The organism is Acidobacteriota bacterium (assembly GCA_016715115.1).
Classification (GTDB): domain Bacteria; phylum Acidobacteriota; class Blastocatellia; order Pyrinomonadales; family Pyrinomonadaceae; genus JAFDVJ01.
The window spans coordinates 190,920-211,389 of sequence record JADKBM010000013.1; the positions used below are offsets into that span (position 1 = coordinate 190,920).

The 20,470-nt window shown below is 54.5% G+C and carries 24 protein-coding genes; 16 read left to right on the plus strand and 8 right to left on the minus strand.

Translation table 11 applies throughout. The features are described 5' to 3' along the window. The first annotated feature begins 134 nt into the window (after positions 1-134). Positions 135-2,090, plus strand: a complete 1,956-nt coding sequence (gene acs, locus IPN69_15620; protein ID MBK8812138.1) for an acetate--CoA ligase — start codon at positions 135-137, stop codon at positions 2,088-2,090. Positions 2,091-2,744: 654 nt separating this feature from the next. After that, entirely contained in the window at positions 2,745-3,506 is a 762-nt protein-coding gene (locus tag IPN69_15625) for a carboxypeptidase regulatory-like domain-containing protein (protein MBK8812139.1), read from the plus strand. 503 nt (positions 3,507-4,009) lie between these two features. On the opposite strand, the gene IPN69_15630 is transcribed toward IPN69_15625, so the two are convergent. The 4 genes from IPN69_15630 to ruvA all read right to left on the minus strand — a co-directional run bounded on the left by IPN69_15630 (position 4,010) and on the right by ruvA (position 6,862). Beyond that, positions 4,010-4,198, minus strand: coding sequence for a hypothetical protein (locus tag IPN69_15630; protein MBK8812140.1), 189 nt, complete (start codon positions 4,196-4,198; stop codon positions 4,010-4,012). A 131-nt stretch (positions 4,199-4,329) separates the two neighbouring features. Then, the gene (gene ruvB, locus IPN69_15635; GenBank protein MBK8812141.1) at positions 4,330-5,373 is read right to left on the minus strand and encodes a Holliday junction branch migration DNA helicase RuvB; all 1,044 of its coding nucleotides are present in this window, start codon (positions 5,371-5,373) and stop codon (positions 4,330-4,332) included. Positions 5,374-5,379: 6 nt separating this feature from the next. Further along, entirely contained in the window at positions 5,380-6,165 is a 786-nt protein-coding gene (locus IPN69_15640) for an alpha/beta fold hydrolase (GenBank protein MBK8812142.1), read from the minus strand. Positions 6,166-6,250: 85 nt separating this feature from the next. Beyond that, the gene (gene ruvA, locus IPN69_15645) at positions 6,251-6,862 is read right to left on the minus strand and encodes a Holliday junction branch migration protein RuvA (GenBank protein ID MBK8812143.1); all 612 of its coding nucleotides are present in this window, start codon (positions 6,860-6,862) and stop codon (positions 6,251-6,253) included. A gap of 176 nt (positions 6,863-7,038) precedes the next feature. Between ruvA and IPN69_15650 the strand changes: the two genes are divergently transcribed. From IPN69_15650 to IPN69_15690, 9 genes are all read left to right on the plus strand, one after another. Continuing rightward, positions 7,039-7,167, plus strand: a complete 129-nt coding sequence (locus IPN69_15650) for a hypothetical protein (GenBank protein ID MBK8812144.1) — start codon at positions 7,039-7,041, stop codon at positions 7,165-7,167. Next, positions 7,164-7,685 carry a redox-sensing transcriptional repressor Rex gene (locus IPN69_15655; GenBank protein ID MBK8812145.1) on the plus strand — a complete coding sequence of 174 codons (522 nt, stop codon included), beginning with the start codon at positions 7,164-7,166 and terminating at the stop codon, positions 7,683-7,685. Before IPN69_15650 ends, IPN69_15655 begins: the two co-directional genes overlap by 4 nt. A 61-nt stretch (positions 7,686-7,746) precedes the next feature. Next, positions 7,747-8,019, plus strand: a complete 273-nt coding sequence (locus IPN69_15660; protein MBK8812146.1) for a hypothetical protein — start codon at positions 7,747-7,749, stop codon at positions 8,017-8,019. Positions 8,020-8,157: 138 nt separating this feature from the next. After that, on the plus strand, positions 8,158-8,940 hold the full coding sequence (locus IPN69_15665; protein MBK8812147.1) for a class II aldolase/adducin family protein: 783 nt from the start codon (positions 8,158-8,160) through the stop codon (positions 8,938-8,940). A gap of 44 nt (positions 8,941-8,984) precedes the next feature. Next, the gene (gene eutM / locus IPN69_15670; GenBank protein ID MBK8812148.1) at positions 8,985-9,263 is read left to right on the plus strand and encodes an ethanolamine utilization microcompartment protein EutM; all 279 of its coding nucleotides are present in this window, start codon (positions 8,985-8,987) and stop codon (positions 9,261-9,263) included. A gap of 73 nt (positions 9,264-9,336) precedes the next feature. Continuing rightward, positions 9,337-9,603, plus strand: coding sequence for a EutN/CcmL family microcompartment protein (locus IPN69_15675; protein MBK8812149.1), 267 nt, complete (start codon positions 9,337-9,339; stop codon positions 9,601-9,603). Positions 9,604-9,700: 97 nt separating this feature from the next. After that, entirely contained in the window at positions 9,701-9,979 is a 279-nt protein-coding gene (locus IPN69_15680; protein MBK8812150.1) for a EutN/CcmL family microcompartment protein, read from the plus strand. A gap of 274 nt (positions 9,980-10,253) precedes the next feature. Continuing rightward, positions 10,254-10,568 carry a EutN/CcmL family microcompartment protein gene (locus IPN69_15685; GenBank protein MBK8812151.1) on the plus strand — a complete coding sequence of 105 codons (315 nt, stop codon included), beginning with the start codon at positions 10,254-10,256 and terminating at the stop codon, positions 10,566-10,568. Between the two features lie 20 nt (positions 10,569-10,588). Next, the gene (locus IPN69_15690) at positions 10,589-10,918 is read left to right on the plus strand and encodes a hypothetical protein (protein MBK8812152.1); all 330 of its coding nucleotides are present in this window, start codon (positions 10,589-10,591) and stop codon (positions 10,916-10,918) included. Positions 10,919-11,027: 109 nt separating this feature from the next. Here the strand turns inward: IPN69_15690 and IPN69_15695 are convergent, their stop codons facing one another. Together IPN69_15695 and IPN69_15700 are read right to left on the minus strand one after the other, a co-directional pair. Further along, positions 11,028-11,729: a LemA family protein gene (locus IPN69_15695; protein MBK8812153.1), complete on the minus strand. Its 702-nt coding sequence runs from the start codon at positions 11,727-11,729 to the stop codon at positions 11,028-11,030. Between the two features lie 107 nt (positions 11,730-11,836). After that, entirely contained in the window at positions 11,837-12,556 is a 720-nt protein-coding gene (locus tag IPN69_15700; protein MBK8812154.1) for a nucleotidyltransferase domain-containing protein, read from the minus strand. Between IPN69_15700 and IPN69_15705 the strand changes: the two genes are divergently transcribed. Beyond that, positions 12,549-13,145, plus strand: coding sequence for a hypothetical protein (locus tag IPN69_15705; protein ID MBK8812155.1), 597 nt, complete (start codon positions 12,549-12,551; stop codon positions 13,143-13,145). The two genes, IPN69_15700 and IPN69_15705, sit on opposite strands and share 8 nt — an antisense overlap. An 83-nt stretch (positions 13,146-13,228) precedes the next feature. Here the strand turns inward: IPN69_15705 and IPN69_15710 are convergent, their stop codons facing one another. Both IPN69_15710 and IPN69_15715 read right to left on the minus strand, forming a co-directional pair. Next, entirely contained in the window at positions 13,229-14,113 is an 885-nt protein-coding gene (locus IPN69_15710) for a TPM domain-containing protein (GenBank protein ID MBK8812156.1), read from the minus strand. A gap of 63 nt (positions 14,114-14,176) precedes the next feature. Continuing rightward, positions 14,177-14,983, minus strand: coding sequence for a ZIP family metal transporter (locus tag IPN69_15715; protein ID MBK8812157.1), 807 nt, complete (start codon positions 14,981-14,983; stop codon positions 14,177-14,179). A 522-nt stretch (positions 14,984-15,505) separates the two neighbouring features. Between IPN69_15715 and rsmH the strand changes: the two genes are divergently transcribed. Genes rsmH through murF form a run of 4 tightly spaced genes read left to right on the plus strand, consistent with a single transcriptional unit; the run spans position 15,506 to position 20,410 of the window. Then, positions 15,506-16,444 carry a 16S rRNA (cytosine(1402)-N(4))-methyltransferase RsmH gene (gene rsmH, locus IPN69_15720; protein MBK8812158.1) on the plus strand — a complete coding sequence of 313 codons (939 nt, stop codon included), beginning with the start codon at positions 15,506-15,508 and terminating at the stop codon, positions 16,442-16,444. A gap of 13 nt (positions 16,445-16,457) precedes the next feature. Continuing rightward, the gene (locus tag IPN69_15725) at positions 16,458-16,982 is read left to right on the plus strand and encodes a hypothetical protein (GenBank protein MBK8812159.1); all 525 of its coding nucleotides are present in this window, start codon (positions 16,458-16,460) and stop codon (positions 16,980-16,982) included. 12 nt (positions 16,983-16,994) lie between these two features. Then, the gene (locus IPN69_15730; GenBank protein ID MBK8812160.1) at positions 16,995-18,956 is read left to right on the plus strand and encodes a penicillin-binding protein 2; all 1,962 of its coding nucleotides are present in this window, start codon (positions 16,995-16,997) and stop codon (positions 18,954-18,956) included. A gap of 23 nt (positions 18,957-18,979) precedes the next feature. Then, positions 18,980-20,410: a UDP-N-acetylmuramoyl-tripeptide--D-alanyl-D-alanine ligase gene (murF, locus tag IPN69_15735; protein ID MBK8812161.1), complete on the plus strand. Its 1,431-nt coding sequence runs from the start codon at positions 18,980-18,982 to the stop codon at positions 20,408-20,410. Positions 20,411-20,470: the final 60 nt, after the last annotated feature.

Genomic DNA, 20,470 nt, shown 5'->3' on the forward strand with positions numbered 1-20,470 from the left:
CGATTTTGGATTTTGGATTTGTGGGGTTGTCCGTCCGTTTGCACACCAAGCCATTCGCGGAGTTTCGGGTTTTTCTCGGGAAAACAAGCGATCGCAAATCGCAAATCGAAAATCGCAAATGCTAAAATACGCATATGTCTGATCAAGGAAACAACATCAAATCGGTACTGGTTGAATCGCGGGTTTTTCCGCCGCCGCCGGAGTTTTCAGTGAACGCGCATCTCAAGTCGTTCGAGGAATACGAAAGGCTTTACGCCGAGGCCGAAGCGGATCCCGAAGGATTTTGGGCGAATCAGGCCGAAAATCTCGACTGGTTTGAAAAGTGGGATACCGTTCTCGAATGGGAAGAGCCGCACGCGAAGTGGTTCGTCGGCGGAAAACTCAACCTTTCATACAACTGCATCGACCGCCATCTCAAATCGTGGCGCAAGAACAAGGCCGCGATCATTTGGGAAGGCGAACCGGGCGAGATCCGCACGCTGACTTATCTGCAACTATATCGGCAGGTCTGCAAATTCGCGAACGTCCTCAAGAAACTCGGAATCGTGAAAGGCGACCGCGTCGCGCTTTATATGCCGCTCGTGCCGGAACTCGCGATCGCGATGCTTGCCTGCGCCCGGATCGGAGCGACGCACACGGTCATCTTCGGCGGATTCTCGGCCGAAGCGATCCGCGACCGCGTCAACGACTGCGGGTGCAAGATGATCGTTACCGCCGACGGCGCCTTCCGACGCGGAACCGAGGTCCGGCTCAAGGACGCCGTCGACGAAGCCGTCGAGCATACGCCGTCGGTCCGGAGCGTCGTCGTTTACAAACGCACCGGCTCGGAGATTAAAATGCGCCCCGGGCGCGATCACTGGTGGCACGAGATGATGCAGATCGCCGACGATGAACTGGAACCGGCGAGCCTTGACAGCGAACATCCGCTCTTTATCCTTTACACGTCCGGAACGACGGGCAAACCGAAGGGTATTCTGCATACGACCGGCGGCTATCTGACGCACGCGGTCTATTCGACGAAACTCGTATTCGATCTCAAGGACGAAGACGTTTACTGGTGTACGGCCGATATCGGCTGGATCACGGGACACACTTACGTCGTATACGGTCCCCTCGCCAACGGCGCAACGGTTTTTATGTACGAGGGCGCACCGAATCATCCGGAACAGGATCGATTCTGGCATCTCATCGACCGCCACAAGGTCACCATCTTCTATACTGCTCCGACCGCGATCCGCGCTTTCATAAAATGGGGCGAACAGCATCCCTTCAAACACAACCTCGACAGTCTGCGTCTGCTCGGGACGGTCGGCGAGCCGATAAATCCCGAGGCTTGGATGTGGTATCACGAGATCATCGGCAAAGGCCGCTGCCCGATCGTCGACACTTGGTGGCAGACGGAAACCGGCGGAATTATGATCTCGCCCTTGCCGGGCGCAACGCCGACGGTTCCCGGAACGGCGACGCGGCCTTTGCCCGGGATCAGCGTCGATGTCGTGACAAAATCGGGAAAACCGGTGGCCGCCGGTGAAGGCGGCTATCTCGTCATCAAACATCCGTGGCCGTCGATGCTCCGCACGATCTGGGGCGACGACGAGCGTTACAAGCAGGCTTATTGGTCCGAAATTCCCGGCAATTATTTCGCCGGCGACGGCGCGCGGCGCGACGAGCACGGTTACTACTGGATAATGGGACGCGTCGACGACGTCATCAACGTTTCCGGCCATCGATTGGGCACGGCGGAAATCGAGTCCGCGCTCGTCTCGCACGAAACCGTCGCCGAGGCGGCGGTCGTCGGGCGGCCGGACGAACTCAAAGGACAGGCGATCGCGGCATTTGTGACGCTCGAAGGCGGCCGAACCGGAACGGACGAACTCAAACAGGAACTGCGCGATCACGTAACAAAGGAGATCGGCGCTCTGGCAAAACCGGATGACATCCGTTTCACGGATATGCTCCCGAAGACGCGTTCTGGCAAGATCATGCGCCGGCTCCTACGCGAGATCGCCGCCGGCAGCGCGATTGCGGGCGATGTTACGACGCTCGAGGATTTTTCCGTTTTGGAGAAATTAAGGGAAGACGAAGAGTGAGACTTTGATGCATCCGATCAAATTCTTGCCAGATTTCATCGATTAATTGTTCCCGTCCAAAGAATTATTTCGAGTCTTTTTCGGAAAAAGACGCCAGGCCAAGATAGGGATTCGTTGCAATTTGCGGTTGAGCGGAGGTCTTATTTGTTATGCCGCGAACAACATCAAAGGTGTTAGACGTCTGGATAATAGTTATATGATTATTCTTTCCTGTAATAACTGTGTTACCTACGGCATCTTCGCCGATTGTTACGTTTTGGGAAAAGTTCTCTTTTACGGCTTTCAGTTGATTATGTCCGCTATTTCCAAACTCTTTTTCAAAAAACTCAAAAATCTCTCTAAGCCGGTCTATTTCGAGGCTGCGAATTTCTTTGAGTATCCAGTTTTTATCGATGATTATTGAGATCGAGCAAATTGAGTTTACCCCTTGATCTTGTCCTTTCGGAGAGGATATTCAGTCTCTCTTCGATATAGTCGAAGTATTGAGAGCGTTTCATTCCAGCAAACTCTGGATTTTTTGCGAGGCCAATTATATCCTCCTTGAATATTTCGATGGCGGCATCGATTTCTGAGATCCTTCGATTTATTTCGAGGTGTTCCCGCTGCTTTTCTTCGGGTATCAAAAGGCCTTTACAGGTGATGTAAAATGAAGCCATGGTTCGAAAACTTTTTCTTGGTTTCGTTATAACTATCTTCGCTAACGCAGTTTTCTATGCCTTCCCGTTGGAACCTGCTCGGGTGCGGGGGTGGGTTTACGGGCCGGACGGCGCTGGGGTAAAAGGGGCGCGGATAGCCCTGGTCAATACCGATCTCGATGAGGTTATAAGAAAACGCCCGGTTTGGGTAAGCACCGGTGAAGATGGACGCTATGAGCTGGCCACTGAATTGCCGGGCGATTATGTCGTGATCGTTAACGAGGGTGGCTACCTCAGCCCGGATGAGCCCTATTTTCGACATTACTACACCGGGACAGATGCTCGCATCCCCGGCAAATCGCTGAAACTCGGACCCGGTGTGGAGATCAATAATATAGATATCCGCTTGAGTGAAATCTTCGAGGTTGTTACTGTTTCGGGGCGCGCACTTTATGCAGACGGCGAAAAGATAGGCGGTGGAATCCTTAATTATGGAAGCAGGCCTCCGGGTGAGATGCGGAGCGATGGGGGCGACTTGCAAATCGATGCCGAAGGCCGTTTCAGCCTGCGGGCCATCAAAGGGGCCGGGGTCTGGATTAGCCCGACGTATTTTTTGGCCTGCTGCCGGGTTAAGGAATGTGATCCGTCCTTTACGGATAAGGCGACTTTGACGAGAAGGCCGAGGTTTCTAACCAAGCGTGCGACCGCTTCGATCATCGCCGATCGAGATATAACCGGATGGGAATTGCGGATGCCTTTCAAAAATTGCGGAAAGAAATGATTATGTTCCAAAAGCTAGTATTCGCAATCTCCTTCCTGCTCTTCGCCCATAGCGTTTCCTACGCCTGTTCGTGCCTGCCGGCCCCGACTGTGGGCTCGGAGTTTGCATCATCGGATGTGGTGATGATCGTTCGTGCCGATTCGTTTACTTCTAACGGGAATCCGCAGGTGGATGGGGTGAATATGATTGTAGAGAAGGTTTATAAGGGCCATAACAGCAGGGCGAGCAATTATTTTTTCAGCAGGGGGCGGCGCCGATTGTGGTTACCATTTTGATGAGGCCGCGAAGGGTAAAAGAAAATTGGGTTGCTCGCCATTTTCGGAATTAAGCCTGCGCGTATTACTGAAGATTTTCCGCAACCGCTCGGACCGTGAACAGCAAGACGACGTGGCAAACGGGCCGCTTTGGCTGGTTCGATTCTGGGTTTGGGATTTGTGATTACGGATCTTGTTGAACCCCCGAGGCCGGGACATTTTCTGGAACGGACGCAAAGGTCGCCCGGATCAGTCGGACAATTTCGCCGCGAAGTCCTGGATGGCCTGAAGATACGCATCGCCGCCGTTTGCGGTCAAATCGTTGTGTCCGGCATTCTCGATCCAAAACGCGTATTTCGCCAAAAACGGAATAATGATAAGCGATGAAATGATGCGCCTCCAACTGAGTTTCGTAGGATGGTAACCTTCCAATGGCATTCAAGTGCGCCTGAGACCGTCCATTTCGCGACAACGGACAGATAATAAATGACAGATCATAATTAAGGCGCGCACCGTCACTTATTGACTCGCAACTATCGGAGATTTCCATTGCGGTTCCTGGAAGGGTCTCAGTCAAACAGCGACGGTGCGAGGCTCGCTTTGAGCAGCGAATCCAATCCGAAATGCTCGTATGCGAGGCGCGTTACGGTGCGGCCGCGCGGGGTTCGGTTGAGGAAACCCGTTTGGATCAGATAAGGCTCGATGATCTCTTCGATCGAGTCTTTTTCTTCGTGGATCGACGCCGAGAGAGTGCTCAGGCCTACCGGGCCACCGTCGAATTTTTCGATGATCGTCATCAACAATTTGCGGTCGATCTCGTCGAGTCCGTAGGTGTCGACCTCCATCCGGTTGAGCGCGTCTTTCGCGACCTCTTCCGTGATCCGCCCGTCGTAGTCCACTTCCGCGTAATCCCGCACGCGTCGAAGCAGTCGATTGGCGATGCGCGGCGTGCCGCGGGAGCGCCGGGCGATCTCGTTGCCGCCCGCGTGATCGATTTCGACGCCCAGAATCCTCGCCGAACGATCGACGATCGTGTGCAGATCCGGGATCGAATAAAAATCGAGATGAAAGATGATCCCGAAACGGCCGCGGAGAGGCGCCGTGATCAATCCGGGCCGCGTCGTCGCGCCGACCAGCGTGAATTTCGGCAGATCGAGTTTGATCGAACGCGCGGCGGTGCCCTGGCCGATCATCAGGTCGAGGTTGTAATCCTCCATCGCCGGATAGAGAACTTCCTCGATCGCCGGATTCAGACGATGGATTTCGTCGATGAACAGAACGTCGCCCTCTTCAAGGTTCGTCAGAAGCGCCGCGAGGTCACCCGCTTTTTCGATGATCGGGCCGGCCGTCGAGCGCAGCTGCGAGCCCATTTCATTTGAGATGATCGCGCTCAAGGTCGTTTTTCCGACGCCCGGAGGGCCTGTCAGAAGAACGTGATCGAGCGACTCGCGCCGCGTCAGGGCGGCCTTCATAAATACGCGCAGATTATCTTTGACCTTGCGCTGGCCGATGTATTCGGCGAGCTTCGTCGGCCGAAGCGACAATTCGATCTGCGCCTCGTCGTCGAGCGCATTCGGGTCGCGGGTGCTTAAGTTTTCGAGTTCTTCGGTCATTTCAAATCAACGAATTGTCTTCCCAAGCCATTCGATAACAAAGTCGGCAACCTCACGCCAACGTTGCTCAAGCATCATATCGTGGGCCATCTCCGTAAATATCTTGCAGTCCGCATTGTAAGCGCGGGCCGTTTTTTCGACCGCGCGGACCGCAACCAGGGCGTCGTTTTCGGCCCCAACCACAAGCATCGGCGCCGTGATCTTTCGCGTGTCCGGCAAATTATAGATCATTTCAAGATTCGCTCGGTACGACTCTTTTCCGAATCGCCCGACGTACCCGGCAATGCGTTCTTCGTCGGCGTCATCGGAAAAGAGAAACCGTTTTGCACGCTCGACGGTCGAGAACATTATCGAGTAGTCCTGTTTGAGGCCGATCTTCCAAAACAGGAGCGGGTGCTTCAGCGGAAGAAACATCGCCGAACGAAACATCCCTTCCGACGGCGACGGCGCGACAAGCACGGCGGCCGGCGCGCTATGAAGTTCAAGATACTTTTGAACCACCAACCCGCCCATCGAATGCCCGACGATGACCGGCGGAGACTCGAACGCGGACGCAACCTGTGCGACGTCGTTCACGTAGTCGGCGATCGATGTCCATTTCAGATTCTCGGCGCCTTCGCTCGTGCCGTGTCCGCGCAAGCTCAGCGCGTACGAATCGAAACCGTTTGTAGCGAAGTAAGGAAGAAAATTCTCGTCCCAGCACCAAGCCGAGTGACCGGTTCCGTGAACGAACAACAATGGGGCGTCGAAACGTTGGATATCAGGCTTGCGGTTGATTATCTCAAGCTTCATCGAATTCAGGCCGGTCAAACTGGTATCTGGACCAAGTTTCGGAAACAACAAGTTGACCACGCGTGAACGCGTGACTCGTACGACGTCACTTCGCCAGGATCTGAAGGCTGCGCCGCAACAGTTTCTGGACGCTGATATCGGTGCCTTCCTGCATCGCCTGTTTCAGTGCCTTTTCGGCCGCCGCGCGCTGGTAGCCGAGATTCACGAGCGCCGAGATAGAATCGTCGTAGATCGAATCGCCCGAAAGCCCGGCCGTGTCATCGGCCCTCGCTTCGTCGCTGCCGGCGGCCGACAATTTCGCGACCTTGTCACGCAATTCGATGACGATCCGCTCGGCGGTTTTCTTTCCGACCCCGGGGATCGAATTGAGGCGGACAAGATTGTTCGTCCGGATCGCGGCGATAATCTCGTCAGCGCTCATTCCCGACAACGCCGTGATCGCCATTTTCGGGCCGATGCCCGAAACGCCGATCAGATTCAAGAAAAGTTCGCGCTCACGAATGCTTTTGAAACCGAAAAGCTGCAGCGCGTCTTCGCGGACGTGCGTGTAGATGCGAAGCGAAACATCAGTGCCGACATCGCCGAGTTCGTAAAACGTCGAAAGCGGAATTACTACCTCGTACCCGACGCCGCCGACATCGACGATCACCGTATTCGCTTCCTTTTCCAACAATTTGCCCGCAAGATAAGCGATCATTGTTTCATCCTTGAAACACTATAGAGCAAGTGGGAAGGAACGGCAACTTAATAGTGCATAGTGGATAGTGCATAGTGCAAAGTGCGGAGTTATTCGCTTTTGCCCATTCACTACTTTGCACTTTGCACTGACCTAGTTAAACTTTTCACAATTTGTCGCTATAATTTCATATGCAAATGAAGGTTGAAAAGATCTCAGAATTAACCACGAATCGGCTGAGCATTTACCTTAGATGTCTCAACCAGCTTTCGGCGAACGGGGAGAAGACGGTTTCGTCTGAGGGCTCGCGAAGAAATTCCACTTGAACTCGGCTCAGATTCGCAAGGACCTCGCGTATTTCGGCGATTTCGGTATCCGCGGCGTAGGCTATAACATCGATGAACTTCGTGAACAACTGACGAAGATCCTCGGACTCGACCGGCCGCACGCCCTTGCGATTATCGGTGCAGGCAGGCTCGGCACGGCGCTCGCGGATTATTATCGGTTCGCGCAGTCGAATTTCGCGGTTGCGGCGCTGTTTGACTCGGATCCGGCGAAGATCGGTGAACGCATCGGCGAGGTCAGTGTTTTTGACATAAAAAACTTTCCGGAAATCTCGGAAGAGTTTAATATAGATGTGGCGGTGATTGCCGTGCCGGCGGAATTTGCGCAGACTGTTTTGCAACAAATTACGGTTTCAGGCATCAAAGCTATTATGAACTTCGCGCCGGTACCGTTGCAGGTTCCGGAAAATGTGAAACTTAAGACCGTTGATCTGACGATCTCGTTGGAAAGTCTATCGTATTTTCTTGCGCAGCCAATTTCGAACGGAAAGAAAAACTGAAACCTGCGGCGCGCCTGACGCGAATAATTGTTTGAGGGATTTTTTTTCAAGGGAGTTACAAATGGGTTTTGTTAAGAGATTTTTGCCGTTTTTCGTCGCCTTTGCCATCGGGCTTTTTGTTGCGAGTTTTTTTGTTTCAGTTGGTTTTTCTCGTTTCGAGCGTCACGGTTCGCATAAACGAAACCACTGCAAGAAGCGGATGAATGTTGAGAACGAGCAACTTCGCCGAGAGAATTTCGAACTTAGAAACCGCGTCGAACAACTGAAGCTCGACGTTCCGCCGGTCGAGACGATGCCGATGGATTCGGTTCCGCGCTCGCGTTCGAACCGTTAGACAATTCAGCCAACCGCGAAAAGACCGCGAAATCATACGAATGAAAATTCGTATGATTTAGCGTTTTTTTGCGTTCGAAAAGAGTCCGGCTAGTTTTCGATTGGGGGCGATTTCGGTTAAACTTCGAAAACGACCGATATGGAAGAATCAGCGGCCCGAAAGTTAATCATAGAAGTTGGTAAGTTGCTTTACGAAAGAAGTTACGTCGTATCGTCCGACGGCAACGTGAGCATTCGTCTCGATGAAGATCGTGTTCTTGCGACGCCGACAATGACCTCCAAGGGGCGTATGACGGAAGATTGTTTGGCGATCACCGATATCGACGGCAAAGCACTGAACGATCGAAAAGCTTCGTCGGAGTTGGCGATGCATCTTCTGATCTACAAGATGCGGCCAGATATCAAGGCCGTTTGCCACGCGCATCCGCCGCACGGAACCGCGTTCGCCGTCGCCGGACTCGCGATCGACGCGCCGATTCTCTCGGAAGTCATCCTGACGCTCGGCTGCGTGCCGCTGACCGACTACGGGACGCCGTCAACCGATGAACTGACCGATGCAATGAAGCCTTACGTCGAGCATCACAATGCGCTTTTGATGGCGAACCACGGCGCGGTCGCGTACGGCGCGGACCTCTGGCAAGCGTTCGACCGGCTCGAAACGCTCGAGCATACGGCAAAGATCGCGATTCTCGCCCGCGCTCTCGGCGGCGCCAACGATCTGCCGAAAGACGCGATATCGAAACTGATCAACATCCGCGAAAAGGCAGGTTATCTGACCGCGACGGCGCGTTGTCAGGCCTGCGGCTATCTCGAAGGATCCGGGATCTCGTGCGACGTTCACGCGGCCGACGGCGGGCGAAAGATCAGCCTGAGCCGCGAAGAACTGATCGAACTTTTGGCACAGGCGGCAAATGTAGGGTAGAATTTACATTCTTTTCGCAATTATTAGTCAGCAGGAGAAACTGAATGCAAGAAGCATTGGGAATGGTTGAAACAAAAGGGCTTGTCGCGACGATCGAGGCGGCCGACGCGATGGTCAAGGCGGCGAACGTCCAGCTTGTCGGATACGAGAAGATCGGCGCCGGATTCGTGACGGCGATCGTCCGTGGCGATGTCGCTGCGGTCAAAGCGGCAACCGATGCCGGAGCCGCCGCCGCGAGACGCGTTGGTGAACTGGTTTCGGTTCACGTCATCCCGCGCCCGCACTCGAGCGTCGACGAACGTTTGCCGGTAGTTCTTAAATAGTCAGCAGTGAGCAGTTATCAGCCAGCAGTCGGAATTGGCTGTTAACTGACCACTGATCGCTGACCACTGAAAAATGATCATCGCACGCATCTTAGGCACTGTCGTTTCGACCCATAAGGACGAACGTCTGCACGGCAAGAAACTGCTCATCGTCAAGCCGATCAATCTCGACGGTACGGACCAGAGCGGTTACATCGTCGCGGTCGATACGGTCGGCGCCGGATTTCACGAAAAAGTGATCGTCGTCGGCGGGTCGTCGGCGCGTATGGCCGAAGGCAACAAGGACTGCCCGGTCGATTCGGCGATAATCGGCGTGATCGACGAGATCGACGTCAGTTGATTTTGGATTTTGGATTTTAGATTTTGGATTGGGGCGCCGATAGAACGGCCGCCTCGTTCGAATCCAAAATCCAAAATCCGAAATCCATAATCAAGAAATGCAGCTCGCGCGCGTCATCGGAACCGTTGTCTCGACCGTGAAGAACGAATCGCTTCACGGTCGGAAGTTTTTGATCGTCCAGACGCTCGACGCGGATTTGGAGCCGAAAGGGAAGCCGATGGTCGCGCTCGATGCGGTCGGCGCCGGCGTCGGCGAACTGGTTTTTTGGTGCCGCGGAAAGGAGGCGAGTTTCCCGTTCAAACGCGACGAAACGCCGACCGATTGCACGATCGTCGGGATCGTCGATTCCGACGCACATGTGAACAATGTCGGGTAAAAGGGAAAAGCAAAAAGGGAAAAGTAAAAAGGCAAAAGTAAAAAGGCAAAAGTAAAAAGGCAAAAGTAAAAAGGCAAAAGTAAAAAGGCAAAAGTAAAAAGGCAAAAGTAAAAAGGCAAAAGTAAAAAGGCAAAAGTAAAAAGGCAAAAGTAAAAAGGGCAAAAGGGAAGCCTCAATGATTGGGAAGATCGGGTGGATTTGCACTTCCTGAATCCCAAATCGCAAATCGCAAATCGCAAATCGCAAATCGCAAATCGCAAATCGCAAATCGCAAATGTTACTGGCTCGTGTCATAGGAAACGTCGTCGCGACGCAAAAGAATCAGCGCTACGAAGGCACGCGGATTATGTTGTGCCGCCAGATCACCCCGGAAGGCGACGATATGGATTACACCTGCCTCGCGCTTGATTCGGTGAACTCGGGTGAGGGCGACATCGTCGTCATCGCTCAGGAAGGATGGTCGGCTTCGACGGCCGCAACGGGCAAAGCCGGTGCCGCGATCGATTCGGCAATTGTCGGGGTCGTCGATTATGTCGATCTTTTGCCGAATGAAGAAGTAAAACTGTCGCCGCCGCCGGTGGTTGGTTGATCGCCGACGTGGACAAGCAATTGAACGACAAAACTGCAAACAATCTCGCCGAACAGATCGCCGCGCTGCTGAAAGCCGAATCGCGCGCGGAGGGCGGCGATGATTTGCGCCTGACCATCGAAAAACTCAATCAGCGCCTCGACCGGCTCGAGTCGAAGCTGGAATCGTCGGATTCTCGTCCGCAGATCGAGAATCGAAAGTTGGAACATCCGGCACTGCAACGCTTCACGAGCCTTGGCGAAATTGCAGACGTCATCCTCGACCGCCTGAACAATCAAAAGGAATGCCCGTATGAGCCCGCCGGAAAGCCGTGCGACAACTGCTCGATGTGCAGCAGCAGAGGGTTTTAGATTTTGGATTTCTGATTTCTGATTTCTGATTTTGGATTTCTCCTCAACAAAAACGGCGTGATCTCGGAAAAATCCCGAAATCACGCCTTTTTATCGCATTCAGATCCGACTATTTATTGGTGTTGGCCGAGGGCGCCGTGTTGGCAGCCGGAGTTGTGTTGGCCGTGTTCGTCGCCGGCGCGGTATTCGTCTTCGGTTCGTCCTTCTTGCGCAACGATTCGGCGTCGATCTTCGGAACCGTCTTTGCGCCCTCGTCGGCCTTGAAGTACGGTTCTTCCTTAAAGCCCATCAAACTCGCGGTCAGGACGCTTGGGAACGAATTGCGCAAGGTATTGTAGTCCTCGACGGCTCTCGTATAATCGATGCGCGAAACGTTGATCCGGTTCTCGGTTCCGGCAAGCTCATCCTGAAGTTTTAAAAACGACTCGTTCGAAGTCAATTGCGGATAGTTTTCCTGCAACATGAGCAGTCGCCCGAGCGCGGAACTTAACCCGCTGTTCGCTTCGATGACCGCTTTGCGCTGTTCGGGCGACTTGTCTCCCTCGGTTCCGAGCGGCGTCGCGCCCTGCGCGCTGAGCAGAGTTGAGCGCGCGTCGGCGATCTTGCCGAAGACTTCCTGTTCCTGAATTCCCGCCATTTTTGCGGCTTCCACCAGATTCGGGATCAGATCGGCGCGGCGCTGAAGGCTGCTTTCAACGTTTGACCAACTGCTTTTCACCTTTTGCTGTTTGGCCGTCAGATCGTTGTAACTGCATCCGGAAAGCCCGAACGCGAAAAACAAGGCGATGGTTAGTAATACTGCTTTTTTCATTTGTCTCCTCATAAATAGTCAATTGTTAGCCGTTAATCGTTAACAAGTTAATCGAGCTTTCCTGAAAATCGGGGCTGAAAAACGATTAACCATTAACTATCAACAATTTACGAATCCCTCATCCGATCGACCGCGGCGATTGCCCGTTCGATCTGTTCCATATATTCGGCGAAAAGCTCGTTCGCCGAAACCTCCGTCAAATTCTTTTCGAAGTTATTTTCCCGAATATTGAAGATCTTTTCAAACGGTTTTCCGTCCAATTCGAGCTCGAGAACGGTCCGCGCGATGATCGAATGCTTGTCTGTCGGCGGTTCGATCTTCTTCAGCAAAAGCAGAGCCCGAAACAGCGCCGCAAAACTAGTCAGGCTTTCGGCCATCAGATTGACGAGTCCGTTGACCGATTGCGATGCCGGAATATAGCTTCGGCGAAGCTGTATCAGGCGGCTGCGCAACTCGTACTCGGTCTGGTGCCTCAGAAAATCGTCCGAGATCTTCAGGTCGGCCAGGACGTCGGTGCCATAAAGGACTCGTCGCGCGCGTTCCATCTGATGAAACTCGATCGGAAAAACGTCGGCCGCCGTTTTGAGTTCGTCAACGGTGAAATAGACCGGAACCGGATGGCCGAGCCGCGCCCATTCGCGCGTGCACGCGTTGGCGTTGCGAAGTTCGAGCGGCGTTATCTTTTCCAGTGCGACGAGCAGGTTGTAATCCGAAGCCCGCGGCACAAAATCCCCGGCCGCCGCCGAGCCGTAAAGCACGACCGACACCAGATTCCCGCCGTGCGTCGACTTCAAGTCATCGAGAAAGGCTCTGAGTTGATTGTCCATAATCGTAAATCGAATCTCGGAATTTCAAGGATTCCAGATTCCAAACATTTCAGATTCCACGGATTCCGGATTCCACGGATTCCAGATTCCACGGATTCCAGATTCCAGGAATTCCAGATTTCACGGATTCCAAATTCCACGGATTCCAGATTCCAGGAATTCCGGATTCCACGGATTCCAGATTCCACGGATTCCAGATTCCACGGATTCCAGATTCCAGGAATTCCAGATTTCACGGATTCCAGATTCCACGGATTCCAGATTCCACGGATTCCAGATTCCACGGATTCCAGATTCCACGGATTCCGGATTCCACGGATTCCAGATTCCACGGATTCCGGATTCCACGGATTCCAGATTCCACGGATTCCAGATTCCACGGATTCCAGATTCCACGGATTCCAGATTCCACGGATTCCAGATTCCACGGATTCCGGATTCCAGGAATTCCGGATTCCAGGAATTCCGGATTCCAGGAATTCCAGATTCCACGGATTCCAGATCCCAGGAATTCCAGATTCCAGAGATTCCGGATTCCAACATCTTCCAGATTCAATGGAATCTGGAATTTGGAATCTGGAATCTCTGAAATCCCAAATATCCCAAATCCCAAATCCGAAATCCCAAATCCCAAATATCCCAAATCCCAAATCCGAAATCCCAAATCCGAAATCACCAATCCCCTCCAGCGCCGCCGCCGCCGGCGTCACCGCCGCCGCCGAAGCCGCCCCAATCGCTCGAGCCGCCGCCGCCCCAGTCGCTTGACCCGCCCCAGCTCGAAGACGATGACGATCCGCCGCCGAAGCCTCCGCCGGGCAAGAAGATCCAGCCACCGCCTGAACTGCCGCCGCCGCCCCACCTGTCGCGGTCGTTGCGGTTCTTGCCGCCCGAACCCGATCTGCGGCTGAAGATTATGAACAAGATGATCGCGAGCACGACGAGACAACAGACGACAGATTTGAAAGAGACCCCCGCCACCTGCGATTTCTCTTTGCCCGGTTCCTGTTTTGGCGTGACCGTTCCCGTTTTTTGCTCGATCGTGCGCATAAACGCGTCGATCGTATCACTCACGCCTTTGTTGTAGTCGCCCTGCTTTAGCGCCGGAACGAGATATTGACGCTGCAGTTGGCCAGCGACGCCGTCGGGTAGTTCATCCTCAAGGTCGCGGCCGACCTGGGTAAAATAGCGCCGATCGTCGACGGCGATGAAAAGCAACGCGCCGGGATTGTCGTCGGTCATCGTGCCGATCTTCCATCCGCGGTAAACGGCGAGCGAGTATTCTTCGATCGGCCGCCCGCCCGTCGTCTTGACTATCGCGACGGCAAGAACGACCGGCGGATTGGTCTTCGCTTTGAATTCCTTGATCTTCTGATTCAACCGCTGCTTCGTCGCGTCATCGAGGACGCCCGCAAAATCGTTGACCGGCTCCGTCGGTTGCGGAAGCGGCGATTTGTCGAGCGACTGCGGTTCGTTCGTCTGCGCGAACGCAAACGAGACGCAGACGATCAAAAGGGCAAACGCCGCCAAATACCGGGAACCGCTGCGAACTATTTTCATCTGTACATTCATTTTGACAGAACCGAGAGAGAATACGAAGAACGCTTGACGAAGTTCGGGAAATCAGCCTTCGAGCAGCGAATGAAGCAGGAAATGCAATGCGAAAAAGATGGCGACGCCGGCGAAGACAGAAAGCGAAACGAGCGGCCGTTTTCCGGCGTGATGATTGACTTCAGGAATCAGATCGCTGGCCGCGACATAAAGCGTTACGCCGCACGCCAGGGGCAGCGCGTAGGCGAGCGAGAAGCCGACGTTCGTGCCGATGAAATAGAACGCAAGCAATCCGATGATGGTCGTCAGACCGACGAGCGACGTCGTGATCAGGACCTCGCGCAAGCCTTTGCCGGCAGCGAGCATCATCGAGCCGATCGTAAATCCTTCAGGGAATTTGTGAAGAAACACAGCGATGAAAACCAGAATTCCGACCTTGTAATCGAGCAGCGCGGCGGCCGAGATCGAAACGCCGTCGAAAAAGGTATGGATCATCAGGCCGCCGATCGCCGTGTACGCCGACGATGGCTTGATGTGTTCCGTTTGGTGAACTTCTTCGCCGAGGTGAAAATGCGGCGCGATCGTATGCTCGAAAAATTGCGTCAACAAGTAGCCGGCGAGCAATAACAACATCGGAACATACAGATCCTCGCCGGCAAGCGCGAGATTTTCCGGCGTCTGCCAAAGTTTGATGGTCTTCGGCAGGATCTCGAGAAACGTCAGGGCGAGCATAAAACCCGCGCTGAGCGCGAGTATGTATTTGAGGAACCGCTTGTAGTTTCGGTGGATGGTGGACGGAAACAGGATCAGGCCGCCGAGGACGTTCGCCCCGGCGACGATGATTCCGAAGAACAAAAGCTGTAAGAACGATGCGCTCATTGGATTCGCGAATTCTAAACTTTAGCGCAAATGGCGGAGTTTGCAAACAAAGCCGCGTCAGCGACCGCCCGAACGCGAGTCCTGAATTTTGGTCGAAACCACCATATTTTGTGCGATCATTAGCCGATTTGCGGATAGCTTGTATGTACAGGATCCGGTCGGTCTGAAGGCCGAAGTTTCTAAACCGAAAACCGTTTAAGATTTCGCAAAAAATTAAACACTTGATTAAAAATCCGCTTGACAGAAGTCAAAAATTAGAGCTAAACTCCTAACACTTAGTTGAAGAAGTCCAATAAAGAGCGTTGGACAGGTCAGTTTTCCACAAAACAGTGTCTTAAGCGATTAAGCACTACAAGCCAAAGAGAAAGGGGCTGCGCGGTAATGAAAAAGACGGACGGTCAATTGTACAAACTACCCTTAAAGCCGCGCAACTAGCGAACAAAACTAATTGGATTTTCCGGGAAGTCGGTTTTTGACTGAACAGTCGATTTGTGTCTCTAAAACGCTGAACGTTCTTTGAAGATGCCTTCGGGAGAAAACGAAAATCTGCACGTCTCGGTCCTGCTCGGCGAAACGCTTGAGTGGTTGGCGCCGCGGCCCGGCGAGACGATCGTCGACGCGACGCTCGGACTTGGCGGCCACACGCTGGCGATCCTTGAAACCGGCGACACCGTGCGGGTGATCGGGATCGATCAGGATCGTGCGGCGATCGCGATCGCGACCGCGCGGCTCGCGAAATACAAGGAGCGCCTGACGATCATTCACGCGAATTTCGCCGGGATCAAACAGGTCGTTCCGGAGAAAGTTGATGGGATCGTCGCCGATCTCGGGGTTTCGTCGCTGCAGTTCGACAGTCCGGAACGCGGCTTTAGTTTTCGCTTCGACGCGCCGCTCGATATGCGGATGGATCCGGACTCGGAAGACGAAACGGCGGCCGAACTGCTCGAACGGCTCAACGAGACCGAGATCGCGGACCTGATCTACCGGCTTGGCGAGGAACGCGCCTCGCGGAAGATCGCCCGGCGAATCGTCTGGAAGCGCGAGATCGGCGAACCGGTGAGAACGACCCGCGAACTCGCCGAAACGGTTGAAAAGGCGATCGGCAAAAGGCCGAAAGACAAGATCCATCCGGCGACGCGGACATTTCAGGCGCTGCGGATCGCGGTCAATGGGGAACTTGAAATACTTGAAGATTTTATCGCCGACGCGATCGATCTTTTGAAAACCGGAGGGCGATTGGCCGTGATCACGTTCCACTCGCTCGAAGACAGGATCGTCAAGCACTCTTTTCAGAAGTTTGCCGGACGATGTTCGTGCCCGCCGCGCCTTCCGCATTGTGTTTGCGGCGCCGAACGAAAAGTGGAGATTCTGACGCGGAAACCGATTGTTTCCGGTGAGATCGAAATAGCCGAGAATCCTCGCGCGCGGAGCGCCAAGCTTCGTGTTTGTAAGAAGTTGTAAGGAGTAAAAGAGCGTGAGAAAAAAAACCCAACCGAAAAAGTCATACCGCGAGAACGTTCGCCGCGAAAGCGATCCGCTCCCTTGGAAGTACTGTTTTGCGACGCTTGCGTGCGGCGTTGTCATCGTCGGCGGACTTTTCTGGGCCGCAAAGACACACTTCGCCTCGATCAATTACTGCATTCGGAACGCGGACCTTAAGAAACAGTTGAGCGAGCTTGAAGCCGAAAAGCGCCGCCTGATCTTCGCCAAGGAGATCGCGCTTGCGCCGGCCGAGATAAAAAAGGCAGCCCGCAAGCTCGGATTGGTCGAGATGACGGCCCTTAACATCCAGTCGACCGAAGACCCGGGAAGCCGGACCGTTTCCGAATCGAATCCGCTGGTGCTGAAGACGGTTGACGCGAGACCGGTCGAAAGGACGAAGCAGGCGAACGCGGCGGGGATGGGTGAAACTCGCGAGAGAAGGGTCGACAAGACGTCGAAAGAGTCCGTCGCATCGATCGATGCGCGCGAACGGAAGTTATCAAAAACCGGCAAATAAAAGGTGAGAAAGATGCCCAGACGTGGACAGCGAAAGAAGACTTCGAATCCGATGCAGACGATCGTCACCAGATTCCTGATCGTCGTCGGATTCTTCGGATTGTGGATCGGCGTGATCGGCGTCCGTCTTGTGCAGTTGCAGGTCAATCAGCACGAGGAACTGCTCGGACGCGCGACCGGACAACGTCGCGAAACGGTCAAGGAAAAACAACTCCGCGGAACCATCTACGACCGCACGAACCGCGCTTTGGCGATGACGGTTCCGGTCAAATCGCTATACGCCAATCCGGACGAAATAACGGATCTTGACGCCGCGTCGCGCGAGATCGCGAAGGCCCTCAAAACGAATCCGTCGGAGATCGCCAAGAAACTCAAGGATGCGCGCGGCAATAAACGCAAGTACGTCGTTCTCGCCCCGAAACTGGAAGACGAAGCATTTCAGCGCGTCAACCAGGTCTTGGAGAACAAAGAACTCCGCAAGTCCGACCTGCCGAAGTTCGAAGGTCTCCATTGGCAGGAAGATCAAAAGCGAAGTTATCCGTATAACACCCTTGCGGCGCAGGTTCTCGGTTTCAGCAACGCCGAGGATGTCGGCAGTGCGGGAATCGAGCAGTCGCAGGAGAGGGTTCTCCGCGGCGAGGTCATCAAGACCTCAAAGGACCGCGACCGGCTTGGGCGCGTTTACGGCGAGACCGAAACCGAACGACTCGAACCGCCGCGAGATGTCTATCTGACACTCAGCCACTCGATCCAGTACAAGGCGGAGCTCGCTCTTGAAAAGGGAGTCAGGAACGCCAATGCGAAATCCGGTATGGCGATCGTTCTCGACCCGCGCAACGGCGAGATCCTCGCGATGGCGAACTATCCGACGTTCGATCCGAACCGCTTCCGCGAATTCACCAACGAACAGTTCGTCAATCGCGCCGTTCACGATTCATATTCGCCGGGTTCGGTATTCAAGCTCGTGACCTATAGCGCCGGGATCAACGAGGGCGCGATAAACCCGGACGGCATTGTCGACTGCGGCAACGGCACACTCAAGATCCCGGGGCGCGAGATCGTCGACAAACACTGCGTTCAGCGGCTCAATTACGTTGACGCGATGGCCGTTTCAAGCAACATCGCCGCAATGAAAACGGCGACCGCGGTCGGCCGTGACAAGTTCCATTTTTACGCGCAGAGATTCGGCTTCGGAGTGCCGTCCGGAGTCGAACTTCCAGCCGAGACGGGCGGTATTCTCCGGGCTCCGAACACGTGGAACGGCGACAGTCTCGCATCGATGAGTATCGGCTATGAAATTGGGGTTTCGGTGTTGCAAATGGCAACGGCTTTTGCGACGATAGCAAACGACGGAATCAGGGTTCAGCCGCACATAATCAAGGAAATCAAACAGGCCGACGGCAGTGTTGTTCCGGCCGCCGAGGTGAGCAAAACGCAAGTGGTGACGCCGGAAACCGCGCGCGTGTTGAAGAAGATGCTGAGGCAGGTTGTATTGACCGGAACCGGAAAGCGCGCGCAACTCAGCGGATACACGTCTGCGGGCAAAACGGGAACCGCCTGGAAGTATGACGCGAAGCTGAAGAAGATAAATCAGGACAAATACGTTTCGTCGTTTATCGGTTTCGCACCCTTTGAAAACTCAGGCGTTGTCATTGCGGTCGTCCTCGACGAACCGCGGGTCGGCGCGCGCGACGGCGGACAGGTGGCGGCGCCGATCTTTCAGGAGATCGCCGAGCAGATTCTGCCCGAACTCAATGTCGCCCCGGACGCGAACATTCGTCCCGGAGTTTACACCGCAGCGGAGATCCCGTCGGAGATCGAACCGTCGACGAAGGATGGAAAGTCGCGCGATTCCAACGAAAAGACGGTTGCGGGCAAAAAGGAGGACACAGTAAAGGTCACAAAAACGGCGGCGCTCGCAACGGACGGGCGCAAGATCAAATCCTCGGACGACAAGCAAAAGAAAAAGACTTGAAACTCGAAAAAGCAGCAGAATTGATGGGCGCTGACGCCTCGACCCTTGATCCCGCCTTGCGCGGCGCGCGAGTTGACATTTTCGTCATCGACTCGCGCGAGGTGCAGGCGGGAGAAGTGTTTTTCGCGCTTTCGCAGCCCGAATACCGCGACAATTGCTTCAACGGCGAGTTCGAGGATTCGACGAAATACGTTGTTTCGGCGCTCGAACGCGGCGCGGTCGCGGCCGTCGTGCGCCGTGACCGATACGCCGAGCGCGAGGCGGAACTCGCTCCGTTCCGCGACCGCCTGCTCTTCGCGGATGACGTCATCATCGCTTTTCAGAACCTGGCGCATCACGTTTACCTCGAATGGGGAAAACCTGTGGTCGCGATCACGGGAAGCGCCGGAAAGACGACGGCGAAAGAATTGACCGCTCACGTCTTGAGCGCTTCGGGCCGCAAGGTCCTTCGCAACATAAAGAATTACAACAATGGTCTCGGATTGCCGATCACCGTGCTCAATCTTGTCAAGGATCCGAGTTACGACGTCGCCGTTCTCGAGATGGGAATGTCGACCCCGAATCGGGAGATCGCCCGGCTTTGCGAGATCACGCCGCCGACCGTCGCGATAAAACTCAATGTTTTGCCGGTCCATCTCGAGCATCTCGGATCGATCGAGAGGATCCAGCAGGCCAAGGCGGAGATCGTCGAGGGAATGAAGGAAGGCGGTACGGCGATCCTTAACGCCGACGACCACCGGGTGATCGCATCGCGTAAACTGAGCAAAGGCAATACGTTGACCTTCGGGATCGACAGCGAGGCAGACGTGATGGCCCGAAATATCCGGTTTGATCGCTTCGGCGAGACCGAGTTTACCCTGGTGACCCCGGCGGGAGCGGCCGAAGTCCTTTTTCCGCTCAACGGAAAGCACAATATAATGAATGCCCTCGCCGCCGCGGCCGCGGGCATCGTGTTCGGGATGAGCGCCGTTGAGATCGCGGCGAGTCTGGAAACCGTCGCGCCCCCGGCGCAACGCGGCGAAGTGCTCCATTTTGTCGAGGGTTTCACGGTCGTCAATGACACCTACAATTCGAATCCGGATGCATTGATTTCGATGATCCGGACGATCGTCGATGGCGGAACGGGCGCGATTCGAAAGATCGTCGTTGCCGGCGAAATGCGCGAGCTCGGCGGCGATTCAGAGGAGATTCATTTTGAAACCGGCGTCGAGATCGCGTCGCTCGGGATCGATGTCCTTGTCGGGGTCGAGGGCTTTGCCGCCGAACTGGTTCGGGGCGCCGAGAGCGCCGGACACAGCGAGATCGGGTTTTTCGAAAACTCGCACATCGCGGCGGAGAGTTTTGTGGAAATGGTCGCACCGGGCGATCTGATTCTCGTGAAGGGTTCGCGCGGTGTGCGAACGGAACGAATAATCGAGAAGTTGTTGGAGAAGTTTAACGTAAAGAACAAATGACCGGATCCGGAGTTGGTTGACGGTTGAGCCAAGATTCCGGAGTCCAAAGTCCAAATAGAA